The following is a 23,508-nucleotide window of genomic DNA, read 5'->3' on the forward strand; positions in this document are numbered from 1 at the left end:
GTCAGCCGGTGAACATGAAGTACTTCCACGCGCCGTACGTGGTCGAGTTGACCGTGTCGCCCGAGCCGCCGTTGATGTAGTCGGAGCGGACGCGGAAGCGCCAGCCGACGTCCTCCTTGTGGTTGCCCGTGAACTCGACCGAGGAGAGGCCGCTGGTGGCGAGCCGGAAGTACTCGGAGTCGCCGCCCGAGTACCACTTGCCCTGGTAGTAGACCTGGAAGTCGAACCGCTGCGAACGGCCGTCGTAGTACGGCATCTTGGTCGTGAACAGCGGGTTCTTGGTCTGGTGGAAGACGTAGTACGTCTGGCCCCAGGCGGACTTCGTCCTGTACTGGCGGCTGACCGACATCGACACGCTGACCTTGGCGCCCACCGTGCTGGACACCGACCGCGGCTGCCAGCGCGCGTCGCCCGAGAACTTCGCGGTGACCTTGGTGTCGCGCTTGAGGTCGAGGGTGACGGACAGGTTGCCGTGCGCGTCGACCTTGCCGGACTTCACCTTCTTGTTCGGCTTGTCCGAGCCGAACGGGTCGGCCCAGATCTCCACCGTGCGGTTCTTGTACGTCGTCCCGAGATGGGCCGTGAACTTCACGTCCTTCCCGTACGCGTACACCTTGCCGTTGTTGTTCAGCGTCAGCGTGGGCTTCGCACGGGAGACGTCGACCGTGTCCTTGCCGGAGGCGGCCGCGTGGTCGATGTCGCCCGCGTAGGAGACCTTGTACGTCACCTTGCCGCCGGCCGGCGGGGTGTCGGTGAACGAGTAGGTGCCGTCCGTGTTGACCGTGACGGCGGGCAGCGCCTTGCCGTTCGGGGAGTCCAGGTCGGTGCGGGTGACCGTGAGCTGCGCGCCCGCGGGGAGCGCGGTCGTCGAGGAGAGCGTGCCGGTGACGGTGAGTTTCTTGGCGCGCGGCGCCGACGCCGGAGCGTTCACCGTGACGGTGCCGGCGGCCTTGGCCGGGCTGTCGTACTCGCGCAGGGCGTACGCGCCCTGGCTGTTGTAGGTCGCCGCGAACAGGCGGGAGCCGTCCGGCGCCCAGGCGAGGCCCGCGGCGGCGACGAGGTCGGAGCCGCTGCCGCCGCCGGTGTTCGGCAGGTCGTAGCTGCGGACGGCCTCGCTGCTGCCCGGGCGGAAGACGTAGATGTCCATGTCGTACAGGGCGTCGCTGCCGGCCGCGACCGTACCGTCGGGCGCGATGGCGACGGAGTTCGGGTAGGCGGTGGTGGTGTACTTGCCGTCCTCGTTGAGGTCGGACGTCCTGTACACCTGGTGGTAGTACGGCGCTCCGCTGGCCACCACGACGTCCTTGCCGTCGGGGGTGACCTGGAGGTCGCTGACGTCGCCGCCGTCGGTGCGGATGTGGGCCAGCTGGGTCGCGCTGCCCGACGAGACGTTGTACGAGGTCAGCGAGGCGGGGCTGGTGTCGTGGTCGCCCGCGACCAGGATGTCGGTGCCCGGCGCCGCGTCCAGGACGGGCGCGGAGTACCAGCTGTTGTCCTGGTTGAGGGTGACCGTGTGCCGGGCGTCGGTCAGGTCGACCGAGCCGATGTTGCCGGCCGCGTCACCGCCGTAGCCGAACCACAGTTTGCCGCCCGCGAGGGCGATGCTCCGCGGCTTGTCGCCGACCGTGTAGCTGGTGGTCTCGTTGTCCGTCGCGGTGTCGATGACGGCGATGGCGTCAAGGTCCCGCACGGCCGCGTAGAGGGTGCCGGAGTCGGCCGACAGAGCAAGGCCGTCGACCCCGGAGAGGTTGGTGGTGAGCTGCTTGAGCACATTGCCCGAGTAGTCGGTGACGACGATCTTGCCGTTGCTCGGGTCGCTGATGAAGACCTGCTGGTGAGCGCCGTCGACGACGATGTCGCCCAGCGACTTGATGGGCAGCGGGGCGCTGGTGTCGGCGAAGGCCGGAGTGGCGGCCAGGGCCGCGGAGCTGAAGAGGACCGCCAGGGTGGTGGCGGCCGTGACGGTGCGCATACGCACGCTGATTCGAACCCCCCGGATCGAATGTAAGTGGGCGCCACGGAACGCGGCCCACGAGTGTGCGAGGTCTCATGTGTGAGTTCTCTGTGGGCCGCGTGTGGCGGATGCAACGAACAGTAGGTCATGCCACTGACAATCGACATCCGGATTCCCTTGCGGGGGGCGGGAGTTGCTCAGGCGTACGCGTCGAACGTGATCGCGCTCGGCTTCGCCTTGTTCAGGTGGTCGTCGAACTTCGCGTCCTGGAGCGGGAAGTTGGCGCTGCCCCAGTCGGAGGCGTTCAGGATGTCGCGCAGGTTGGACGCCATGTTGTCCCAGGTGAGCAGGTTCTCCTGGTGCCAGGCGGCGTCGTCGTTCTCCGGGGTCTCGCCCCACTTGGCGAACCGGAAGTCGTGGGTGCTCAGGCCGTCCTTGTGGTAGACGACCTGGACGCGCTGGCTGCTCATCGGGACGTCGGCGACCGCCTCGGTCTCGAAGTCGCCGTGCTGGGAGGCGGACAGGTACGACGGGTAGTCGGCGCCCTGCTTGACCCAGACGACGATGCACTCCCAGTCGTGGCGGTGGCCGATGCCGGGGGACGCCTCGTCCTTCTCGAAGTAGCTGGCGTAGATGATCCCGCACCAGCCGTTGTTGCACTTGGCCCGCGAGTAGGTGTTGGCGTGGTCGAGGTGGCCGGTGCGGCAGCTGCCGGTGATCGAACCGGTGGGCTTCAGACCGCCGTTGAGGTTGCCGTCGGGGTCGATGGCGGCGGCGGGGTAGCAGCTGTCCGTGTCGTAGTCGTACAGCGGCTCGAAGAACTTCTGGAACGTCGTCGCGTTCTCGGGCAGGTTCTGCAGTACGCCCGCGGAGGCGCTGAACGGCAGGGCGATGGTGAGCGCGGCGGCGCTGCCCACGACGGCGGCCGCTCGGCCGAGGCGGTGGGTCCTGGTTCGGGACATCGGGGGCTCCAGTCGGTCCACGATTCGTTCCGGACATGACATCCGGTTGGGGAGAGACTGGCGGTCCGCAGCGTGCAATGGAAGGGCTTTCTGTCAAACAGGGGGCGGCGTTTCGCCGAATTGATCAACGGGCGTCCATAGGTTCGGCGATCGCTGGAACCCTTGATTGAAAATTGTAACTATAGGGTGGATCGGTCCGGGCTGGTCCCGCGCCTCCGGGGAGGAGATCGCGGCCCGCGGCTGCCCGGCCCGGCTGCCCCTGCAGCGGTACGACATCGACTCCGGGCACGTGGAGAGCACGGTGTGCGCCAGGGCGGACGGCAGCGGGCCGACCCGGGAGCTGTGGCGGACGTATCTGCCGGACGTGGGGTACCGGGCGGTGTGCGGGTGATCTGGCCTGCCGACACGGCGGAGTTCTGGGCGGCGATGCCCGGAGGCCTTCTAGCGGGGGGCGGCCGCGTGCTGGGCCGTCGCCGGGTGCGACGAGCCCGGGGAGTCGTCCGTCGCCCTGGCCGGGCCGGCGTTCGCGGCGGTGATCAGCGCGGCCACCGCTATGACGGCGGCGGCGATGCTACGGGCGGTGGGGGTCCCCCCGATCGAGCGCATTCGGGAGTGGGAGCGTGCGGTGGGGCGTGCGGATGTGCGTCCGAGCACGGCGACCTCGCAACGACAGGGGCGGGTTAAGCACGTTTAATCCGCCGTTTAACCTAGGGGTTGTGAGAGTGCAACGGCAAGGGGTCCAGGGGGAGTTGGGGGGAGTGGCAGGATGTCGGATCGGGACGACCCGGAGACCATAGGGCGCCGGGTGCAGCAGCTGCGCACCGAGCGAGGTCTCACCCAGCGGCAGTTGGCCGAACCGGCCTACACGCCCGCCTATATCTCCACGCTGGAGGCGGGCCGGGTGCGGGCCTCCGACGAGGCGCTGCGCCACATCGCAGGACGGCTCGGCGTCGGCTTCGAGGAGCTGGCCAGCGGGCGTCCCGCCCACCTCGCCACCGACCTCAGGCTCCGGCTCACCGAGGCACAGCGCACCCTGGCCACGGGCGCGGCCGAGGAAGCCGCCGCCCTGTACACGGCGTTGTTCGAGGAGGCCGAGGCGCACGGGCTCGCCGTGGAGCAGGCCACCGCGCTCCTCGGTCTCGGCGAATGCGCCCTGGACACCGGAGAGTTGGGGCAGGCAAGGGAGTTCTTCGAGCGGGCCGAGCTGTGGACGGCCGACGAACCGCTGCCGGTGCGCGTCCCGGCGATCCGCGGCCGGGCGGTCAGCCACTACCTCGCGGGCGAACTCCGCTACGCCGTCTACCTCCTGGAGACCACCCTCGACGAGCTGAACCGCAGCGGTCTGCACGACCCCGACGCCCTCCTGCTCCTGTACGCCTCCGCCATCGGCCCGTACATGGACATGGGCGCCCACGCCCGCGCCGCGCAGTCCGCCGAACTGGCCCTCGCCCTCGCCCCGCAGGCCGGCGACCCCGCGCTGATCGCTCGGATGCACCGCTCCGTCGCCCGCACCCTGATCGCCGAGGGCCGGGTCGCCGAGGCCGACGCCTCGCTGGCCAAGGCGGCGGAGCTGTACCGCCAGCTCCAGCTCCGTACCGAACTCGCCAACTGCCACTGGATGCGCGGCTACGTCTACGCCCAGAACGGCGAACTGGAGCGCGCGGAAGGGGAGTTGCGGGAGGCCCTTGCGATGCTCTCGGAGACCCGCGCCGCCCTGTACCGCAGCCAGGCGGCCGTGGAGCTGGCCGACGTCCTGCACCGCCGGGGCAAGTCGGACGAGGCCGCCGAACTGCTCCACGATGTGCTCGGCGACCTCAACTCCGAGCGTGGCGCGGTCCATTCGGCCGCCGCGCACCGCCTCCTCGGCATCATCGCCGAGGACGCCCGGGACACGGAGGCGGCCGAGGAGCACTACGTACGGGCGCTGAGCCTGCTGGAACGGGCGGGCGCGGCGGGCGACCTCGCCGACCTGTGCCGTCTGCTGGGCGACCTGCTGCGCCGCACCGGCCGGGTGGAGGCGGCACTGGACGCGTACCGGACCGGACTCGGCCACCGTACGGCCCCGGGCACCACGACCCTGGGCCCGGCACCGGCACAGCCGCCGCTGTAGGGGCGGCAGTCCGTACTCTCCGGTAGTTGGCGCATGATCTGCTCAGCAGAACGGTCTGCTGTCGTGTTTCATGCGCCAACACCCTCATTATGGCGGCAAAACCCCGTCCGGCTTCTACAACAGTCTTGTCAGCGAAACGTTCGCGATCCACGTGATCCACGTGATCCACGCGACCTTCGAATCGCTTCGAGCTGAGGGAGAAGACGATGACCGACCACGGAGCCGACCTGCTGATCCGCGCCGGCGCGGTGCACACCCTGGTGCCCGGCCAGGCCCCGCAGCGGGCGCTGGCGGTGCGCGGCGACCGGATCGCCGCCGTGTCCGCGGACCCGCACGGCCTCGACCACCTGGTGACCGGGAAGACCGAGGTCCACGACCTGCCCGGCGCCACCGTGCTGCCCGCCTTCGACGACACCCACACCCATCTGATCCTCGCCGGGCTCGGTGCTCACGACGTCCCCGTTCACCGGGCCCGGAACATCCCCGAGTTCCTCGACCTGATCCGGCAGCGGGCCGCGGTCACCCCCGAGGGCGAGTGGATCCGCACCACCACCAACTGGCAGGAGCTCAACCTGGCCGAGCGCCGGATGCCGACCGCGGCCGAACTCGACACGGCCACCGACAGGCACCCGGTCCTGGTCAAGCGCGGCGGCCACAACGACGTCGTCAACTCCTGCGCACTGCGCCTGGCCGGCATCACCGAGGAGACCCCGGTGCCGCCCGGCGGGGTCATCGGCCGCGGCGCCGACGGAAAGCTCGACGGCCGGCTGATCGACAACGCCATGGGCCTGGTGGAGCGCCTGGTCCCGCAGCCGGACCGCGCGCAGCGCATCGAGGGGCTGCGCGCGGCGAGCGCCGAGTACGCGGCCACCGGCATCGGCACGGTGCGCGACTGCATGGTCCGGCCCGTCGACTACGAGATCCTCCGGGCCGCCCGAGAGGCCGGCGCCCTGCACGTCCGGGTGCGGGCGCTGATCTCCGCGCTGGGCCTGACCGGCGTGGCCGAGGTGGAGGACCTGCTCGACACCATGGAGCAGTGGCGCGGCACCTCCGACCCGCTGCTGTCGGTGTGGGGCGTGAAGTTCGGCCTCGACGGCGGCCTGGAGGCCGGCGCCACCGAGGAGCCGTACGCCTGCGACCACTCCTTCTCCGGCACGCTGATCTGGAACCCCGATGCGCTGGTCGAGGCGGTGGAGGCGGTGGTCCGGCGCGGCTGGCGGGTCGGTACGCACGCCTACGGCGACCGCGCGGTCCGTGTCCTGCTCGACGTCTACGAGCGCGTCCTGGAGCGCAACCCCGGCCTGCCCGCCGGTTCGCTGGTGATGGAGCACGGCGGCCTGGCCGGCCCCGAGCAGCGCGCCCGCGCCGTCGCCCTCGGCATCCCCGTCACCATCCAGCAGCCGCTGCTGCACGACACCGCCGAGGTCGAGGAGGGCTTCTGGGGCCCGGAACGCGTCGCCCGCCTCTTCCCGGCCCGCGGCTGGGTCGACCTGGGCGCCAAGGTCAGCGCGGGCTCCGACTTCCCGGTCGGCCGGTTCGGCGCGATGCGCTCGGTGTGGGGCATGACGACGAGGCAGACGGTCATCGGTGTGAAGGGCCCCGAGCACGCGATCAGCTACGAGGAGGCGCTCACCCTGCACACGGTCCAGGCGGCCGACCTGACCGGCGAGACCCACCTGCGCGGCACCCTCACCCCGGGCCGCTGGGCAGACCTCACGGTGTGGGACCGGGACCCCGCGAACACCACCGGCACCGAACTGCGGGACCTGAAGCCCGTTCGCACTGTGATCGGCGGGGTTGTAGCGCCCCGATAGGGCGCGGGGAACTGCGCGATCAACCCCCACCAGCCCCCACCGGCCCGCACCGGCCCGCACCCGACCCACAGCCTCGACGGCACCGTGCCGTTACCCCTAGGCCTGGGCCCGCCCCTGTTCCCGCACCTGCGCAAGTCGTCGGACACCGAGGTCGAGGGCCTGTTCGGCGGTGCGCGCCGGAAGCGTGCCGAGGGCGCCGGCGGTGAGGACGATCGCGTCGTCGCCGACACGGACGACGGCGACGTCGAGAGTGAGGGTGGTGGGGTCGTCGCCGTTGGCGGGGCGCTGCCCGGTGAGGACGACCCGCAGACCCTGCCGGGCGTCGCCGACGGGCGGCAGCCCGGCCTCGGAGACCTGGACGGTCTCGACCCCGGCCCGGGTCGTCTGCGCCGCGAACTGCCCGCAGCTGCCGGGCAGGGACCGCAGCCAGGTCAGCGTCCGGTCCACGTCTGCGGAGTGGCTCGCGACCACCTGATAGCGGAGCTGGGCCCCGTCGTCGCCGTCGTCGAGGGCGGTGACGGCATGCGGGCCGGCCGGCTCCAGCAGTTCCTCGGCGTACAGGTCGTCGAGGAGGGTCTGGCAGCCGGGCTGCCCGGCGGCCGCCTTGAGCAGACCGTCGTGCCAGGTGGCGGTGGACTCGCTCGCCGTCCACGGCACCCCGAGGTCGGCCTCGCTGATCAGCGCGGACTGCGCCTGCCCGGCGGTGAGCGGCGGGGTACCGGCGGGGGCGCCGGGGCTGGCCGGAGCGGGGCGCTCGGCGGCGGTCGGGGAGGAGCCGGCGGCGGACGCCCGCGGCGGCTGGGCGGTCGTACAGGCGGAGGCGGCGAGCAGGCCGGCCACGGCGAGACCGGCGGCGATGACTCTCATGGCGGGGGCCTCCCCGGGAGCTGGAGCAGCGGACGCGTGATCACACGCCATCACCGCCGGCGCCCGCCTACCACCGCTCGGGTCCGTCCGGGTGAGTCCCCGGGCGGAATGGGATCACCTGGGGCCGGTCGGCTGGCGGCCGCCCGTACGGGCCGTCCCCGATGCGCGGATCTGCGTGTACTCGGTGCCCGGCTACGCCACCGTCCGCCGACATCCTGGCCACGGACGGCACCGCCCGCAGCGACCTGGGCGCCGGCCTGGCCGGGCCGAACGCCGACGAGGTGGAGATCGTCCGCGGTCTCGACAAGCCGCTGGCCATCCTCCAGGGCGCGGACGAACAGCTGGTCAACCCGGGCTACCTCCAGAAACTCCAGGCCCCCACGCTGTGGCGCGGCGCCGTCCAGACCGTCCAGGGCGCCGGACACGCGCTCCAGGAGGAGACACCGGACGAACTCACGGCGCTCCTGGACCACTTCATCGCGGAACTGCCCCCGCACCCCTTCCCGTAGCGCACAGCACGGAAGCCGTCTCGGCGAACGGCCCTGAAAACCGTTCGTGTCCCGTCGTGGCCGTTGCTAGCGTCGGCGGTATGAAGCGCGCCCTGCCGTGTCCGTTCCGCACGACGACGCCGGAGTACGTCCCGGCGCGCTGACACCTGATCAGTCCGAAGCCCCGGGGCGAGCGCCCCGGGGCTTCGTCGTGTCGCGGGTCGTTCGCCCTCCTGAGGGAGGAGACCCGCCATGCACGACCACCGCCGACTCGGCCGTGAACTCGGCCTGTTCGACACCGACCCGCTGATGGGCGCCGGCCTGCCGTACTGGCTGCCCGACGGGGCGGTCGTACGGCACACCCTGGAGGAGTACGTCCGGGACGCGGAGCGCCGCGCCGGGTACCGGCACGTGTACTCGCCCGTGCTCGGCAAGCGTGAGCTGTACGAGCTCTCCGGGCACTGGGCGCACTACAGCGAGGACATGTACCCGGCGATGCGGGTGGGGGCGGAGGAGGTGGTGCTGCGGCCCAGCCTGTGTCCGCATCACGCGCTGATCTACCGGTCCCGTGCCCGGAGTTACCGTGAACTGCCCTTGCGGATCGCTGAGTTGGGGGCCATGTACCGGTCCGAGCTGTCCGGTGTGCTGGGCGGTCTCACCCGGGTCCGGGCCATCCAGCTCAACGACGCGCATGTCTTCTGCACCCTGGACCAGGCCGTCGAAGAGGCCCGCGCGGCACTGGAGCTGATCGGCCGCGCCTATGCCGACCTCGGGATCAGCGCCGTACGGCATCGGCTGTCGCTGCCCGGCGAGGGCGGGAAGTACGTCGCCGACCCGGAGTTGTGGCGGCGGGCCACCGTGCTGCTGCGGGAGGTGCTGGACGGGGCGGGGGTGGCCTACGAGGAGGCCGAGGGCGAGGCCGCGTTCTACGGGCCGAAGATCGATGTGCAGATCGCGGACCCGGCGGGGCGGGAGTCGACCCTGTCCACCGTGCAGATCGACTTCCACCAGCCGGAGCGGTTCGGGTTGCGGTACGTCGGGGCGGACGGCCGTAAGCACCGGCCGGTGATGGTGCACCGGAGCATCGTAGGGAGTGTCGAGCGGGCCGTCGCGCATCTCGTCGAGGTGCACGGCGGGGCGTTTCCGGCCTGGCTGGCGCCGGTGCAACTGCTCGTCCTGCCGGTCGGGGAGGAGCAGCTGGCGGAGGCGGAGGCGCTGGTCGCGGCGGCGGTCGCGGGCGGGCTGCGGGCCGAGGTCGCCGGGCCCGAGGAGGGGAGTCTCGGGGCACGGGTGCGCGCCGGGCGGCTCGTGCCGTACCAGGCGGTGATCGGTGCGCGGGAGGCCGAGGCGGGGGTCGTGGCCGTACGGCTGCGGGACGGGCGGCGGCCCGGCGCGTTGCCGGAGGCGGAGCTGGTGCGGCGGATCGGGGAGCGGGTGGCGGGCCGGGGGACCACCCTGTGGACCGACTGACGGGTGGACCAAGGCACGGGTGGACCGAGTGACGGGTGCACCGACTGCCCCGTGGACCGACTGACCTGTGGACCGACTGACCTGTGGACCGAGTGACGGGTGGTGGTACCCGCGGGTGCCGTCACCTGCGGACGGTGCTCGGCCGGGCCGCCCGCTGAAAGGTTCCGTCGGCGACGTAGGGTCGGGCTGACGGAAGGAGCTCCACGTGACCGGTCAGCCCATCCCCGTGATCATCGACTGTGACACCGGTGTCGACGACGCTCTCGCCCTGCTCTTCGCCGTACGGCACCCGGGGCTCGATCTGCGGGCCGTCACCTGTGTCGCCGGGAACACCGACGTCGACGGGGTGGTCCGCAACACCCTGACCGTGCTGGAGCAGGCCGGCGCCGGGGACGTTCCCGTCGCCCGGGGTGCGGAGCGGCCGTTGATCGAGGCGGCGCGGTCGGCCCGGCATGTGCACGGTGCGGACGGGATGGGCGACCTGGGTCTGCCCGTGCCGGCGGCCCGGCGCCCTGTAGACGTCGACGCCGTCACCCTGCTGCGCCGCGAGATCCTCGCCGCGCCCCGCCCGGTCACCCTCATCCCCACCGCGCCGCTCACCAACATCGCCCTGCTGCTGCGCACCCACCCGGAGGTGACGCGGAACATCGAGCGGATCGTGTTCATGGGCGGCGCCGTCGCGACCGGGAACGCCACCCCGGTCGCCGAGTTCAACGTCTGGCACGACCCCGAGGCCGCCGCGGTACTGCTCACCGCAGGGGTGCCGATCACCATGTACGGCCTGGACGTCTTCCAGCGGGTCGTGGTGCCGGGTGCGCAGGTACGACGGCTGCGCGCGAGCGCGGAACCGGGCGCCAGGCTCGCCGGCGAACTGCTCGCGCACCGGCCCGCCGCCCCGGATCCGGACGGTGGCGATTCGGACGGTGCGGACTCGGACGGCGGTCTCGGTGACGCGGGCGCGGTCTGCGCCGTCGCCGATCCGGAGGGTCTGACCACCCGGCTGCTGCCCGTCGAGGTGTCGCTGGCCCCGGGGCCGACCCGCGGCCAGACGATCGTCGACCGGCGCGCCCGCCCCGGCGAGGCCGAGATCCACGGCGATCACCGCGAACAGGCCATGGTGGACGTGGGCCTGGACGTGGACGTGGCGCGCTACGTGAAGCTGTATCTCGACACCGTCGAGCGGCGGTAGGACCGGCTGGCGACAAGGCGACGCCCGCTTTGGCAGGTCACCTGGACCCACCCATACGTACGCCCCAGCCGTCCGTGGCGGCTGGGGCGTACGCGTATCCGAGGGGATCAGGCGCGGGACGCCTTACGACGACGGGTCGCGACGACGATCGCCGCACCGCCGGCCAGCAGCACCGCCGCGCCGCCGGCGAGGTAGCCCGTGCTGGAGCTGGCGCCGGTGTGGGCGAGGTCGCCGCCGCTGCCGGAGTCGGTGCTCGGGAGCGACGCCGGGGTGGGCGTCGACTCCGACTCGGACGCGGACGGGGACGGGGACGCGGTGGCCGTCCCGGTCGCCGAGCTCTCCGAGGGCGCCGGGGTCGTGGTCTCCGTGGCCGGGGTGGACGGCTGGGCCGGGGAGGACTCCGAGGCGGAGGCCGAGGGGGACGGCGAGGACGACTCGGTCTTCGAGCAGTCCTTCGTACCGCCGTTCCAGGACGCGATCAGCTTGTCCTTGATGACCGTGTGGTCCGGGCCGGCCGGCAGGTCACCGTGCTCGAAACCGTCGTTGGCGTCCTTGTTCCCGTCGAACTTGACGGCGCCGCGGTAGAGGTCGATCTGCGCGAAGCAGCCGGCGTCCGGGACCGCGATGTCGAGGGAGTCGGTCTGGCCCTGCTTGACCGTCACCGAGTCGAAGTCGACGAAGACCTGCTGGCCCGAGGTGGCGAAGGTGGGGCCGTGGGCGATGTAGGAGGCGAGCGAGGCGGTGCAGCTCGCGGCGTCACCGGCGGCGCGGACCTTGAGGTGGACCTTGCCGTCGTCGGTGACCTTCAGGTTCTGGTCGTCGACCTTCACCGAGTCGAAGAAGTTCGAGCCGTCGATCGAGAACTGGCACTTGTCCGTGCCGGTCTCCGTGCCGGCACCGGTGCCGGGGCTGTAGTGGCCGCCGGACTTCCAGCCGTCACCGCCGGGGGCACCGCCGTGCGCCCAGGCGCCGGACGCCCCGGCGACGGAGACGGCACACAGGGCGAACGACGCGACGCCCGTCCCCAGCAGGCGGCGCGCGGTGACATGTCTGGCTATGGACATGGATATCCCATCGTGATGCTCATCGATATGGATCGATGCTGGTCATGAGCAGCGGCAAGGCAGCCGGAAGCAGAGAAACACCGGGCCCATTGGTCACATGCGCCACGGTGTGCGGCCCATGGTGGTTTGCCTCGCCGAACCCTGTCAACCTGCCCTGATGCAGGGTTCGTTCGGGAGTCATCACAACTCCCTCACACAGGGAAGGATCCGCTCCGGGCGGTGTGAAGGTTCGCTTTCGCGGCAATATGGACAGGCTTGTTGTCGGTGTTTCCCCGTCCGAGTTTCCCCGTCCGAAAGGAACGCGCGTGGTCGACCTCTCGTCCAGGAACCCCGACTGGTGGCGTCAGGCCGTGATCTACCAGGTGTATCCGCGCAGCTTCGCCGACGCGGACGGCGACGGGCTCGGTGACCTCAGGGGCATCACCGAGCGGCTGTCCCATCTGGCCGCGCTCGGCGTGGACGCCCTGTGGCTCAGCCCCTTCTACCCGTCCGAACTCGCCGACGGCGGCTACGACGTCGCCGACTACCGTGACGTCGACCCGCGCCTGGGCACCCTGGACGACTTCGACGCGATGGCCGCCGAGGCGCACCGGCTGGGCCTGAAGGTGATCGTCGACATCGTCCCGAACCACACCTCGCACCTGCACCCCTGGTTCCAGGAGGCCCTGCGGGCCGGCCCCGGCTCCGCCGCGCGGGAGCGGTACGTCTTCCGGCCGGGGCGCGGCACGCAGGGTGAACTCCCGCCCTCCGACTGGCAGTCGGTGTTCGGCGGCAGCGCCTGGCGCCGGGTCCCGGACGGCGAGTGGTACCTGCATCTCTTCGCCCCCGAGCAGCCCGACCTGAACTGGGAGCACGACGACGTCCGCGCCGACTTCCGCACCACCCTGCGCTTCTGGTCCGACCGGGGCGTCGACGGCTTCCGGATCGACGTGGCCCACGCCCTGGTGAAGGACCTCGCCGAACCGCTGCGGGACGTGGCGGAGTTGGGAGCGACCGGCGAGGAGGCGCTGGAGCGGGTGGCGCCGGGCACCCACCCGTACTGGGACCGCGACGAGGTGCACGAGATCTACCGGGACTGGCGCAAGATCTTCGACGGCTACAGCCCGCCGCGCACGGCCGTCGCCGAGGCCTGGGTCCCGGACGCCCGCCGCGCCCTGTACGCCCGCCCGGACGAACTCGGCCAGGCCTTCAACTTCGAGTATCTCCAGACCTCCTGGGACGCGGCGGCACTCCGGGAGGCCATCACCCGCTCCCTCGCCACCGCCCGCACGGCCGGCGCCTCCGCGACCTGGGTGCTCTCCAACCACGACGTCGTACGGCACGCCTCTCGGCTGATGCTGCCGGCGGGCTCGGACGACAACGCCTGGCTGCTGTCCGGCGGCCGTACGCCGGAGGTCGACGCCGCCCAGGGCCTGCGCCGCGCCCGCGCCGCCACGCTCCTGATGCTGGCGCTGCCCGGATCGTCGTACCTCTACCAGGGGGAGGAACTCGGTCTGCCCGAGGTCGCCGACCTGCCCGTCCAGGTCCTCCAGGACCCGGTCTGGGAGCAGACGGGCCATGTCCGCAAGGGCCGCGACGGCTGCCGGGTGCCGCTGCCGTGGACGGCGGACGGTCCGTCGTACGGCTTCGGGGCCGGCGGTGCCTGGCTGCCGCAGCCCGGGTGGTTCGCGTCGTACGCCGTCGAGACGCAGGCCGGCCGGGAGGGCTCCACCCTGGAGCTCTACCGCACCGCGCTGCGGCTGCGCCGCAAGCTCCTCGACGGCGAGACGCTGACCTGGGCCGAGGCGCCCGAGGGGGTGCTGCACTTCGCCCGGTCGGAGGGCTGGCGGTGCGTCACGAACGTGTCGCACGCGCCGGTGCCGCTGCCGCCGGGCGAAGTGCTGCTGGTGAGCGTGCCGTTGCCGCATGACGGCACGCTCCCGCCCGACACCACGGTGTGGCTGGGCGCCTGACGCGGCCTGGTGCGGCCGGCCGGTGTCAGCCGGCGGTGGGGCTGGGGGTCCCGCCGTTGCCGACACCGGCACCGCTGCCCGTGAAGCCCGGCTCCCCCGGCAGCGCCGGCGGGCTGGTCGTGCTGTTGACCGGCGGGGTCAGCACGACCTGCGGCTGGCCCGGGTCCGGCGGCGGCGGAGTCAGGTCGTTGGCGGGCAGCTTCGGCGCGGTCGTCTCCTGGAAGAGGACCGAGGGGAAGTCGACCAGGCCGGTCTGCTCCATCACCGTGATGTGGTCGAGGACCGTGGCGTTGGCCTGGTCGGCGAGGGTGCGCACCAGGGTGTTCGTGGTGGTGGACCGGATCTTCGCGATGGTGTTGAAGATCGAACCGTGCGTCACGCGCAGGATGTTGGCGAAGTCGGTGTCGAACTTCTTCCCGCTGTCGGCGGTCAGCGTGTTGACGAACCCCTGCTGCTGCGGGGAGGCCAGGTTCGGGATGGCGATGTTGAGCATCTGACTGATCTTGCGGCAGCTGGCGTCCAGCGCCGCGTGGCCGTCGATCAGGTGCTTGCTCGCGGTGATGACCGCCGGGGACGTGCCCTTCTTCAGGCCGAGCTGGCCCACGGGGTACTCCCAGAGCCCGGCCGCGCGCACCTTCACCACGAAGTCACGGTCGCCCTCGGTGAGTGGACCCCACTGGGTGTTGGCGATGACTCTGGTGGTGGCGCTGGACGTGGTGGTGACGCCCAGCATGCTCGGGTAGGCGAGTGCCGCGAGGGTCACGCTCAGGGCTCCTCCCACGAAGAGAGTGCCTGTCGCGTTACGCGAAAAGGGCATCGGTGCCTCCGGCCCGGTCGGGGTCCCGCGCACTGCGGGTCGGACGCAGGGAAATACGGACAGGGATGCGTTCGAAACCTTTTGGTTTGGCAAAGAACTTGTGAGGCCTTCCTCGGCGGGACCCGCCACCTGCCCATGTCTTCTCCAGGGGACGGTGATGATTTCCCCTGGTCTGTGTGGCCATGACAAAGTTGGGGGCAGGCTTCGCCGCATGCCCCCACACTCCTCGCCCCGACGTCCCCGCCTGCCCAACGGAGCGGCTCCCCGGGGTCCCGCCGCGCTCCCCGTGCTGCCCTACCGCAAGCCCTCCAAGGGCCGTGACTACTGGGTCTTCGACGACGTCCTGCCGGACGTGGACGCCGTACGGGAACGCTGCCTGGCCAAGGACGACTGGGTCCAGGGATATCCGTACACCTCGGAGACCTGGCCCGGACTGCGCACCATGCCCGGCCTCGAACCCGACGAACTGGCCGTCGTGGAAGGGCTGGTGAAGCAGGCGACCGGCGCTAAGGAACTGTGGGTGCAGCGGGCGCCCGGCGGCGGCACCCTCAACCACAACTGCGTGCAGGTCGTCGGCGAGGGCGAGAGCGAGCCGCGCCCGCACACCGACTCACGGGCGCTGTGCCGGTACGCGGCGGTGCTGTATCTCAACCCCGGCGTCGCCAAGGACTGCGGCACCGCGTTCTACCGCCAGTCGCTTCCCGGCGGCCGGCTCGGCGGCAACATCGTCCAGGCCCCGCACAACAACCTCGTCGAGGCGCTGGGGACGCGGTTCGTCCCGGCCGACCACTTCGAGGAGGACGTGCGGGTCCCGCACAAGTACAACCGGCTGCTCCTCTACAACGCCAACCTGGTGCACAGCGCGACCGGTTACGCCGGGAAGACGCTGGAGGAGAAGCGGATGACGGCGGTGTTCTTCTGGATGGCGTGACCGGCCGGGGCACGTCGGCCACGTCCCGGGTTCTGTAACAGCGGGCGTGACACGACCCCGACAGGCCCGTGACGGTGATCTCCGAACTTCCTCTCCAGAGGCCGCATCGGAAGGGGTGTCCGGCAGAGAGCCGGGGAGATCACCGCCACTGGGGGACCCCATGTCGAACCTTCGCAACCGCCGCAGGAACGTCCGCAAGGCCGCCGCCGCCCTGACCGGTGCCGCCGCCCTGATGGCCCTGCTCACCGCGTGCAACGGCACCGCGACCGGCTCCGTCAAGACCGACAACGGCGCGGCCGCGCCGGCCGCCGGCGACTCCACGGGCGGCGGTTCGGCGACCGGCTCCACCGGTGGCTCCGACGCCACGCCGAACGGCGCCAGCGGCTCGGGCAGCGGCGGGGGCAGCGGAAGCGGGAACTCGGGCACGTCGGGCTCCGCCGGCTCGACCTCCGGTGGCTCCTCCTCCGGCGGTTCCGCCGCCGGCACCTCGGTGCCCTCCTGCCAGGCCTCCCAGCTCGGCTACTCCTGGGCCGACCCGGGCAGCGGCACCGGCCAGCAGAAGCACGCGGTCGTGGCGTTCACCAACAAGAGCGGCCACTCCTGCACGATGTACGGCTTCCCGGGCGTCGACCTGGTCAACAGCGGTCAGAAGTGGTCGCTGCAGCGCACGAACGCCACCCCGAAGCGGGTCACCCTGGCGAACGGTGCCTCCACCAACTTCGCGATCACCTTCCTGGTGCCGGCGCAGGGCGACTCCACCACGTTCACCCCGACCACGGTCGTCGTCACCGCGCCGAACCAGCGCACGTCGTTCGACCTGTCCTGGCACGGCGGTGCCGTGCTGCTCCAGGACGGCGCCACCCACCCGGGCACGTTCATCGGCCCCGTCGGTGAGTGACCACGGGCCCCTCGGTTCACCCCGCGTCGCGCACGCAGCGGAAGCCGGTGTGGCCGGTCGAGCTGTCGGGGGTGTTGGCGGTACGGGCGGCGACCCGGTAGCGGTTGCAGTAGGAGACGTGGCAGAGGTGGGAGCCGCCGCGGATGACGCGGGCGGGGCCGGCGGGGCCGGCATCCGTGCCGTGCTCAGTCCTCCACCGGTCGGCGCACCACTCCCACACGTTGCCGGACGTGTTGTACAGGCCGTACCCGTTGGGCGCGAAGGCGTCGACGGGGGCGGTGCCCCGGTAGCCGTCGGCGGCGGTGTTGCGGGTGGGGAAGGTGCCGCGCCAGATGTTGCACCGGTACTCCCCGTCCGGCTCCAGCTCGTCCCCCCACGGGTAACGGGCCTGCTCCAGACCGCCCCGGGCCGCGTACTCCCACTCCGCCTCGGTGGGCAGCCGCTTGCCGGCCCAGGAGGCGTAGGCGGCGGCGTCGTACCAGGAGACGTGGACGACGGGATGGTCCCCGAGCCCGTCGAGATCGCTGCCGGGCCCGGCCGGCCGGTTCCAGGCGGCTCCCGCGACCGCACACCACCAGGGCGTCTCCGGCGGCCGCGGCGCATCCCGGCGCAGCGCGGCGGGCAGGAACCCGGCGAAGACGTACGACCAGCCAAGGCGCTCGGCGTCGGTGACGTACCCGGTACCGGCGACGAACGCGGCGTACTCGTCGTTGCGCACGGCGCAGGCGTCGACGAGGAACGGCGACACCCGCACGGCCCGGACCGGCCCCTCGCCGTCCGCCGGGAAGCCGTCGGCGTCCTCGGCGCCCATCAGGAACTCACCGCCGGGGAGGGCGACCATACCGGTGGTCTCCGGGATGTCGGCGGGGGCGGGGAGAGGCCGTATCGAGTGATCCGCGGGGGCGGCGGGCGCGCAGCAGGCGGACGGCGGACGGGCGGACTCCATGGGCGGAGTCTGCCGCAGCCACCTGTGACGGCGTGAACGCAGGTGATCTCCGCCCGCACTGCTCCCCCGACCGGCGATAATCGCCCCATGGCACCCCCCACGGCCTCCGGACTCCCGCACGGGACCCCGGCCGCCACGTGAACCTGACCGAGTTGCACCGCCGCCTGCTGCCCGACCTGCTCTCGGCAGGCGCCGCCTACCCCCTGGCCCTGGCCGGCGACTACGCGGCCCAGGCCCACGGCCTGTTCGACCGCCCCGGCCCGACCCTGGACGTGGCCACACAGCACGCGGCGCCCATGCGGATGGTCGCCGAAAGGGTCGCGACGGGTCTGCGCGAACACGGCTGGCGCGTCGGCACAGGGGAGACGGACCCCCTGTCGGCCCAACTCGTCGTCACCGACGCGGTCTCGGGCGACGAGGGCGAGGTCGACATCCTCAAGGAAGCCCTGTGGCACCCGCCGGTCCGGACCGAACTCGGCCTGACCCTCGCCCTGGAAGACGTGGTCGGCATGAGGGTCTGGACCCTGACCGACCGCGGTCTGCCCCGCGACCTCCTGATCGTCCACGCGGCGGCGGACCGCTGGACCCTCCCCGACCTGGAGGACCTGGGCCGCCGCCACGCCCGCGACACCTTCGACCTCACCGACCTGCAGTCCCGTCTGACGGGTACGGAGTGGATCGACGACAGGGAGTTCGCCGCGTACGGCCTCGACGAGCAGGCGGTCACCGGGCTCCGCCACTGGGCCCAGACCTGGGCGGACGACATCGCGGAACGCCTGATGGAGGCTCAGCCCCCGGAGGACTGACCCGAGGACCGGGACCGGCCGAACCGATGAGGGGGCGCGCTGTCCCAGGCCCGTAACAGCCCTGGATCTTGGTGTGGTCGGTGGGTCAGGATCGTCCCGTGAGTGAAGACATAGTCGCCTTGAGCCCTGTCCGGGCGGCCGGTGCCGTCGCCTCCTCCGCGTTGCTGCTCGCCGGTGCCGCCTGGGCCGTGCGGGCCGGGTGGGAGCTGCGGCTGGCCGGGGCCGGGGAGCCCGCGGGCGGGCCGCCGGACCAGGGAGACGGGCGGCACCGGGCGTTGACCTCGCTGGAGAACGGGTACCACCTCGTCAGCTCCGCCGGGGGCGTGGTCACCGCCGTGTGCGTCATCGCCTTCCTGGTGTGGCTGGGGCGCGTGCGCGGCAACGCACGGGTCATTTCCGGGCAGGCACCCCGCTACAACGGGTTCTGGGTGCTCCTCGGGTGGGTCATCCCCATCGCGAACCTCTGGATCCCGCGGGGGATCGTCGCCGACGTGTACCGGGACAGCGCGCCGGAGCGGCGGCTGCCCCGGGCCGTCAACGTGTGGTGGGGGCTCTGGCTGGTCGGTCTCCTGAGCGGGGCCGGGCTCGTCTACAGCGACTCCACCGACGAACTCATCGCCCGCGCCTACGACAACGTCTGGCCGCTCGTGCTGTCCGACCTCGCGCTCGTCGGGGCGGCCGTCGCGGGCGCGACGGTCGTACGGGCCGTCACGCGTGTGCAGGTGGAACGGGCGGGCTAGGGTCCCGCCCGCGCGGAGGCCGGCGCACACGTGTGAACTCCGGGGCGGCGCGGTACGGACCTAGGTGCAACCCCGCCGCCTCAGCCGTCAGGAGTCACGCCGTGAGCACCATCGCCATCGTGGGGGCCGGGCCAGGGCTGGGGGCCGCCGTCGCCCGGCGGTTCGGGCGGGAGGGATACGGCGTCGCGCTCCTCGCACGGGACGGGGAGCGGCTCGGCGCCCTCGTCGACGAGCTGGCCGGGGAGGGCGTCCGCGCCCGTGGGTTCTCGGCCGACGTACGGGACCCGCTGGCCCTCGTCGCCGCCCTGGCGCGGGCGGCCGAGGAGCTCGGCACCGTCGAGGTGCTCCAGTACAGCCCGGTACCGCACCGGGACTTCATGCGGCCCGTGCTGGAGACCGGTTACGCGGACCTGCTGGGCCCTGTCGAGTTCTCCGTGTACGGGCCCGTCGCCGCCGTGCAGCAGGTGCTGCCGGGGATGCGGGAGCTGGGACGGGGGACCATCTTGTTCGTCAACGGCGGTACCGCCGTCATTCCGCATCCGGACCGGGCCGGGACCTCCATCGCCTTCGCCGCCGAGAGCGCGTACGGGCATCTGCTGCACGACCGGCTCGCCGGGGAGGGGATCCACGTGGCCCAGCTGGTCATTCCGGGGGCGATCGTCGCCGGGCACGCCCGCAAGGATCCCGCCGTGCTCGCCGACACCCTGTGGGGGATGCACCGGGACCGGCACGGGTTCCGGCATTATGCCGACGATCTGGAGAGCTGACCACTCGCAGCGGCCTCGCTCGGGCCGCCCTGCGCGAACATCATGTCTGGGCCAAAATGGTGTTCGGCCTGATTGCTCCTCAAAGGGGGCCAGCGATGGCTGTGGAAATCACTCCTCTCCTCAAGCCCTCCAAGCTCAGAAGGCGCGGAGGCCTGCTCGGCGAGTGCCTGGCAGAATTTCTCGGGACCTTCGTCCTCATCTCGTTCGGCTGCGGTGTCGTGGCGATGGCCGTGGCGGCGCTGCCCGGTTCCGGGCGCTCGGCGACGCCCACGACGATCTTCCTCGCCGCCGGTGACTGGCTCCTGATCACCTGGGGCTGGGCCCTGGCCGTGACCTTCGGCATCTATGTGGCCGGTGGGGTCAGCGGCGCCCATCTGAACCCGGCGGTGACGCTGGCGTTCGCCGTGCGCCGCAAGTTCCCCTGGGTGAAGGTGCTGCCCTACTGGCTGTCCCAGGTGCTCGGTGCCCTAGCCGGGGCGGCGCTGGTCTATCTCGTCTACCACGACGCGATCAACGCGTTCGACGCCGCGTCGAAACCGCCGAAGGTGGGCGGGCACACCGAGGCGACCTTCTCGATCTTCGCCACGTTCCCGGCGCCGTACTTCCACGGCGGGAACTGGGGGCCGCTGATCGACCAGATCGTCGGCACGGCCTTCCTCGTCATGTTCGTCGTCGCGGTCATCGACCTGCGCAACACGGCCGTGGGTTCCAACATGGGGCCGTTCGTCATCGGCCTCGTCGTCGCCGCGATCGGCATGTCCTACGGCGCGAACGCGGGCTATGCCATCAACCCCGCCCGCGACTTCGGACCGCGGCTGTTCACCTGGTTCGCCGGGTGGCAGAGCCTCGCGTTCCCGGGGGACGGGGCGTGGTTCAGCAACTACTTCTGGATCCCGATCGTCGGTCCGCTGATCGGCGCGGTGATCGGGGTGCTGGTCTACGACCTGTTCATCGGCGACGTCCTGTACGCCCGGCTCCGGTTGGGCGAGCTGCCGGAGCCGGGGCAGACCCGGCCCACGACGGACGAGGTCTGACGTCAGGTCTCCTTCGGCGGCTCCGCCTGCCTGCCCAGGCGCTCCACCAGCTGCTGAGCCTTCGTGACCCCCGTGTCGATCTGGTCGGTGTACGTGCCGTCGGTCCGCTCGTCGATCAGGTCACCGGCCTTCTCCAGGCCGCTGTCGAGGACGTCGCCGTGTTCCTGGGCGATGTCCTCGGCCTTGTCCTTCGCCTTCGCCGCCAGATTCCTCAGTCCGTCGATTCCATCGAACATGCCGGAATCGTCGCCAACGGGAGCGGTCTCCGGCAAGACGGCGCCCGGGGCACCCGGCGGGGCGCGAATGGGGCGACCGGCTCAGGCACCGGGGAGCCCGAACGGGATCCGGCCGATCGCGCGGCCCCGTTGGTCCAGCAACCGGCCCATCCGCTTCGGTGAGTCGAGCACCACCGCCCGGTCCCCGATCTCCAGCGCCGGGAAACGGTCCGCGAGATGGGACTCGAACACCGCCACCGCCGCCAGGCCGGGCAGCCACACGCCCAGCAGCAGGTTGTGCGGTCCGCTCACCGAGGCGCACAGCCGGACCTGTTCCAGCCGGGCCAGTGCGGCGCCCGTGCGCTCCAGTTCACCGTGCGGGACACGGGCGCGGTAGACCAGCGCGGCGGACAGCCCGGCCAGCGGGCGGGCCAGGTCGCAGCGGATGGTCACCGCGCCCTCGCGGAGCATCCGGCCGAGCCGGCGGCGGGCCGCGTGCTCGCCGACGCCGGTCCGCGCGGCCAGTTCGGTCCAGCCGAGCCGGCCGTCCTCGGCGAGCGCCGCGAGCAGCGCCTGGTCCTCGGACGCGGGGCGGTCGTACATGTGCGTGCTGTATTCGGTGGTACGGCCGTGCCGGCCGCGTTCCCCGAGTGCGGCCCGGTCGGCCGGTTCCAGGGCCCGGGTGCGCCAGTCGCTGCCCTCGCCGTACTGTGTGATGCCGAGGCGGGTGCGGACGGCCCGGACGCCCGGCAGCGCCCCGATCGCCTCGCGGACCGACCGGCCGAGCGTGGGCAGGTCGGTGGCGACGACGCTGAGGAACAGGTCGTGGGCGCCGTCCGTCTCCTCGACGCTGAACACCCATGGCAGCCGGGCCACGGCCGCGCTCACCGCGGCGGCCGAGCGGGGGCGGCAGCGCACCTCGACGTAGCCGACGGTGGCGGTGCGGGCCGCGTCGTAGCCGGTGATCCAGGCCAGGCCGGAGTCCCGCAGGCGTTCCCAGCGGCGGGCCACGGTGGTCGCGTCCACGCCCAGGGCCCGCCCGATCCGGGTCCAGGGGGCGCGCGGGGCGGTCTGGAGGGCGTCGACGAGGGCCAGATCCAGCTCGGAGAAGGCGCGGGATTCCGGCAGCGGGGATCCGCTGGCGTCGCTTTCCTGCGTTTGCGCGCGAAGTTCGGTCACGAGGTCGATCCTGATCCTTGACTCGGCAGCCACGCAACGCACACACCCCGGGAGACCACGTCATGAGCACCAGCCCCCTCCTCACCGGCCTGAGCGCACAGCTTCCCGAGTTGCGGGCGCTCTACGAGGACCTGCACGCGCATCCGGAGCTGTCCTTCGAGGAGGAGCGGACCGCGTCCGTCGTCGCGGGCCGGCTGCGGGAGCAGGGCTGGGAGGTCAGCGAGGGCGTCGGCGGCACCGGGGTGGTCGGGGTGCTGGCCAACGGCGACGGACCCGTCGTACTGCTGCGGGCCGACATGGACGCGCTGCCGGTCACGGAGGAGACCGGGCTGCCCTACGCCTCGGAGAACGACGGGGTGATGCACGCCTGCGGGCACGACATGCATGTGGCGTGGCTGCTGGGGGCGACCGGGCAGCTGGCCGCCGTGCGGGACGGCTGGCGGGGGACCGTGGTGGCCGTGTTCCAGCCCGGCGAGGAGGTCGGCGGGGCGCCGAAGGTGCTCGCGGACGGGTTCGCCGAGCGGTTCCCGCGGCCGGACGTGTGCCTGGCCCAGCATGTGGCGGCCGCCCCGGCGGGGTTGGTCGGGACCCGGGCGGGGGCGCTGATGGCGGGCGCGGACAGCCTGCGGGTCACGTTGTTCGGGCGGGGCGGGCACGGGTCCACGCCGGAGGCGACCGTCGACCCGGTGGTGCTGGCCGCCGCCGTGGTGCTGCGGCTGCAGACCGTCGTCTCCCGGGAGGTGGGCGCGAACCAGCAGGCCGTCGTCACGGTCGGCTCGATCCACGGCGGGACGAAGGAGAACATCATCCCGGACAGCGTCGAGCTGAAACTCAACGTGCGGTCCACCACCGAGGCGGTACGGGAGCGGGTGCTGGCGGCGATCGAGCGGATCGTCCGGGCCGAGGCCGCCGCCTCCGCCGCGCCGAGGGAGCCGGAGATCGTCCCCATCGACTCGTTCCCGGTCACCCACAACGACCCGGCGGCGACCGAGGCCGTGCAGGCCGCGCTGGCCGGTGAATTCCCCGGCCTCACCTTCGAGTTGACCTCACCGGTCCCCAACAGCGAGGACTTCGGCGCCTTCGGCACCGCCCTGGGGGTGCCCTCGGTCTTCTGGTTCGTCGGCGGCGCCGACTGGAAGCTGTACGAGGGCGTCGACCTGGAGGCCCTGGTCCGCGACGGCATCCCGCCGCAGATCCCCTCCAACCACTCCCCGCGCTTCGCGCCCACCCCGGAGCCGACGCTGGAGACGGGCATACGGGCCCTGCTGGCGACGGCGGGCCACTGGCTGGCCCCCTGACCGCGGC

General features: G+C 72.1%; 23 protein-coding genes. 14 read left to right on the forward strand and 9 right to left on the reverse strand.

The window, feature by feature from the left end; genetic code table 11:
• Position 1 precedes the first annotated feature (1 nt).
• Together ACIRR9_RS04130 and ACIRR9_RS04135 are read right to left on the reverse strand one after the other, a co-directional pair.
• A complete protein-coding gene (locus tag ACIRR9_RS04130; RefSeq protein WP_403747311.1) occupies positions 2 to 1,972 on the reverse strand; it encodes an Ig-like domain repeat protein in 1,971 nt (656 codons plus the stop codon).
• A 179-nt stretch (positions 1,973 to 2,151) separates the two neighbouring features.
• Positions 2,152 to 2,916 (reverse strand): NPP1 family protein, encoded by a 765-nt coding sequence (locus ACIRR9_RS04135; protein WP_403747314.1) that lies wholly within the window; start codon positions 2,914 to 2,916, stop codon positions 2,152 to 2,154.
• Between the two features lie 166 nt (positions 2,917 to 3,082).
• On the opposite strand from ACIRR9_RS04135, the gene ACIRR9_RS04140 reads away from it, so the two are divergent.
• The gene (locus ACIRR9_RS04140; protein ID WP_403747316.1) at positions 3,083 to 3,307 is read left to right on the forward strand and encodes a hypothetical protein; all 225 of its coding nucleotides are present in this window, start codon (positions 3,083 to 3,085) and stop codon (positions 3,305 to 3,307) included.
• A 50-nt stretch (positions 3,308 to 3,357) separates the two neighbouring features.
• On the opposite strand, the gene ACIRR9_RS04145 is transcribed toward ACIRR9_RS04140, so the two are convergent.
• The gene (locus ACIRR9_RS04145; RefSeq protein ID WP_403747319.1) at positions 3,358 to 3,522 is read right to left on the reverse strand and encodes a hypothetical protein; all 165 of its coding nucleotides are present in this window, start codon (positions 3,520 to 3,522) and stop codon (positions 3,358 to 3,360) included.
• A 160-nt stretch (positions 3,523 to 3,682) separates the two neighbouring features.
• Between ACIRR9_RS04145 and ACIRR9_RS04150 the strand changes: the two genes are divergently transcribed.
• Entirely contained in the window at positions 3,683 to 5,026 is a 1,344-nt protein-coding gene (locus tag ACIRR9_RS04150; RefSeq protein WP_403747322.1) for a helix-turn-helix domain-containing protein, read from the forward strand.
• 206 nt (positions 5,027 to 5,232) lie between these two features.
• Entirely contained in the window at positions 5,233 to 6,840 is a 1,608-nt protein-coding gene (locus tag ACIRR9_RS04155) for an amidohydrolase (protein WP_403747324.1), read from the forward strand.
• A 96-nt stretch (positions 6,841 to 6,936) separates the two neighbouring features.
• Here ACIRR9_RS04155 and ACIRR9_RS04160 read toward each other — a convergent pair whose 3' ends face one another.
• Complete coding sequence (locus ACIRR9_RS04160; RefSeq protein ID WP_403747325.1) at positions 6,937 to 7,707, reverse strand: hypothetical protein; 771 nt, start codon at positions 7,705 to 7,707, stop codon at positions 6,937 to 6,939.
• Between the two features lie 161 nt (positions 7,708 to 7,868).
• Between ACIRR9_RS04160 and ACIRR9_RS04165 the strand changes: the two genes are divergently transcribed.
• From ACIRR9_RS04165 to ACIRR9_RS04175, 3 genes are all read left to right on the forward strand, one after another.
• A complete protein-coding gene (locus tag ACIRR9_RS04165) occupies positions 7,869 to 8,216 on the forward strand; it encodes an alpha/beta fold hydrolase (protein WP_403747327.1) in 348 nt (115 codons plus the stop codon).
• Positions 8,217 to 8,447: 231 nt separating this feature from the next.
• A complete protein-coding gene (gene thrS, locus ACIRR9_RS04170) occupies positions 8,448 to 9,665 on the forward strand; it encodes a threonine--tRNA ligase (protein WP_403747329.1) in 1,218 nt (405 codons plus the stop codon).
• Positions 9,666 to 9,870: 205 nt separating this feature from the next.
• Entirely contained in the window at positions 9,871 to 10,854 is a 984-nt protein-coding gene (locus ACIRR9_RS04175; protein ID WP_403747330.1) for a nucleoside hydrolase, read from the forward strand.
• A gap of 107 nt (positions 10,855 to 10,961) precedes the next feature.
• On the opposite strand, the gene ACIRR9_RS04180 is transcribed toward ACIRR9_RS04175, so the two are convergent.
• Positions 10,962 to 11,918 (reverse strand): LAETG motif-containing sortase-dependent surface protein, encoded by a 957-nt coding sequence (locus ACIRR9_RS04180; RefSeq protein WP_403747332.1) that lies wholly within the window; start codon positions 11,916 to 11,918, stop codon positions 10,962 to 10,964.
• A gap of 305 nt (positions 11,919 to 12,223) precedes the next feature.
• Between ACIRR9_RS04180 and ACIRR9_RS04185 the strand changes: the two genes are divergently transcribed.
• On the forward strand, positions 12,224 to 13,870 hold the full coding sequence (locus ACIRR9_RS04185; protein ID WP_403747334.1) for a glycoside hydrolase family 13 protein: 1,647 nt from the start codon (positions 12,224 to 12,226) through the stop codon (positions 13,868 to 13,870).
• Between the two features lie 25 nt (positions 13,871 to 13,895).
• Here the strand turns inward: ACIRR9_RS04185 and ACIRR9_RS04190 are convergent, their stop codons facing one another.
• Positions 13,896 to 14,687 carry a DUF4142 domain-containing protein gene (locus tag ACIRR9_RS04190; RefSeq protein WP_403747335.1) on the reverse strand — a complete coding sequence of 264 codons (792 nt, stop codon included), beginning with the start codon at positions 14,685 to 14,687 and terminating at the stop codon, positions 13,896 to 13,898.
• Positions 14,688 to 14,898: 211 nt separating this feature from the next.
• Between ACIRR9_RS04190 and ACIRR9_RS04195 the strand changes: the two genes are divergently transcribed.
• Positions 14,899 to 15,618, forward strand: coding sequence for a DUF6445 family protein (locus ACIRR9_RS04195; RefSeq protein WP_403747338.1), 720 nt, complete (start codon positions 14,899 to 14,901; stop codon positions 15,616 to 15,618).
• Between the two features lie 160 nt (positions 15,619 to 15,778).
• Positions 15,779 to 16,516: a DUF4232 domain-containing protein gene (locus ACIRR9_RS04200; protein WP_403747340.1), complete on the forward strand. Its 738-nt coding sequence runs from the start codon at positions 15,779 to 15,781 to the stop codon at positions 16,514 to 16,516.
• Between the two features lie 16 nt (positions 16,517 to 16,532).
• On the opposite strand, the gene ACIRR9_RS04205 is transcribed toward ACIRR9_RS04200, so the two are convergent.
• Positions 16,533 to 17,462: a formylglycine-generating enzyme family protein gene (locus ACIRR9_RS04205; RefSeq protein ID WP_403747343.1), complete on the reverse strand. Its 930-nt coding sequence runs from the start codon at positions 17,460 to 17,462 to the stop codon at positions 16,533 to 16,535.
• 137 nt (positions 17,463 to 17,599) lie between these two features.
• Here ACIRR9_RS04205 and ACIRR9_RS04210 point away from each other — a divergent pair, with 137 nt between their 5' ends.
• From ACIRR9_RS04210 to ACIRR9_RS04225, 4 genes are all read left to right on the forward strand, one after another.
• Positions 17,600 to 18,268 (forward strand): hypothetical protein, encoded by a 669-nt coding sequence (locus ACIRR9_RS04210; RefSeq protein ID WP_403747346.1) that lies wholly within the window; start codon positions 17,600 to 17,602, stop codon positions 18,266 to 18,268.
• A gap of 98 nt (positions 18,269 to 18,366) precedes the next feature.
• Positions 18,367 to 19,008: a DUF4328 domain-containing protein gene (locus ACIRR9_RS04215; RefSeq protein WP_384565214.1), complete on the forward strand. Its 642-nt coding sequence runs from the start codon at positions 18,367 to 18,369 to the stop codon at positions 19,006 to 19,008.
• Positions 19,009 to 19,109: 101 nt separating this feature from the next.
• The gene (locus ACIRR9_RS04220) at positions 19,110 to 19,775 is read left to right on the forward strand and encodes an SDR family NAD(P)-dependent oxidoreductase (protein ID WP_403747348.1); all 666 of its coding nucleotides are present in this window, start codon (positions 19,110 to 19,112) and stop codon (positions 19,773 to 19,775) included.
• Between the two features lie 95 nt (positions 19,776 to 19,870).
• Positions 19,871 to 20,809, forward strand: coding sequence for an MIP/aquaporin family protein (locus ACIRR9_RS04225; RefSeq protein ID WP_403747351.1), 939 nt, complete (start codon positions 19,871 to 19,873; stop codon positions 20,807 to 20,809).
• Between the two features lie 2 nt (positions 20,810 to 20,811).
• Here the strand turns inward: ACIRR9_RS04225 and ACIRR9_RS04230 are convergent, their stop codons facing one another.
• The gene (locus tag ACIRR9_RS04230; RefSeq protein WP_403747352.1) at positions 20,812 to 21,045 is read right to left on the reverse strand and encodes an antitoxin; all 234 of its coding nucleotides are present in this window, start codon (positions 21,043 to 21,045) and stop codon (positions 20,812 to 20,814) included.
• A gap of 81 nt (positions 21,046 to 21,126) precedes the next feature.
• The gene (locus tag ACIRR9_RS04235; protein ID WP_403747355.1) at positions 21,127 to 22,203 is read right to left on the reverse strand and encodes an Lrp/AsnC family transcriptional regulator; all 1,077 of its coding nucleotides are present in this window, start codon (positions 22,201 to 22,203) and stop codon (positions 21,127 to 21,129) included.
• 62 nt (positions 22,204 to 22,265) lie between these two features.
• On the opposite strand from ACIRR9_RS04235, the gene ACIRR9_RS04240 reads away from it, so the two are divergent.
• Entirely contained in the window at positions 22,266 to 23,501 is a 1,236-nt protein-coding gene (locus tag ACIRR9_RS04240) for an amidohydrolase (RefSeq protein WP_403747358.1), read from the forward strand.
• Positions 23,502 to 23,508: the final 7 nt, after the last annotated feature.

It is taken from the genome of Streptomyces sp. NPDC101234 (assembly GCF_044767525.1).
In the GTDB taxonomy this organism is placed as follows: Bacteria; Actinomycetota; Actinomycetes; order Streptomycetales; family Streptomycetaceae; genus Streptomyces; species Streptomyces sasae.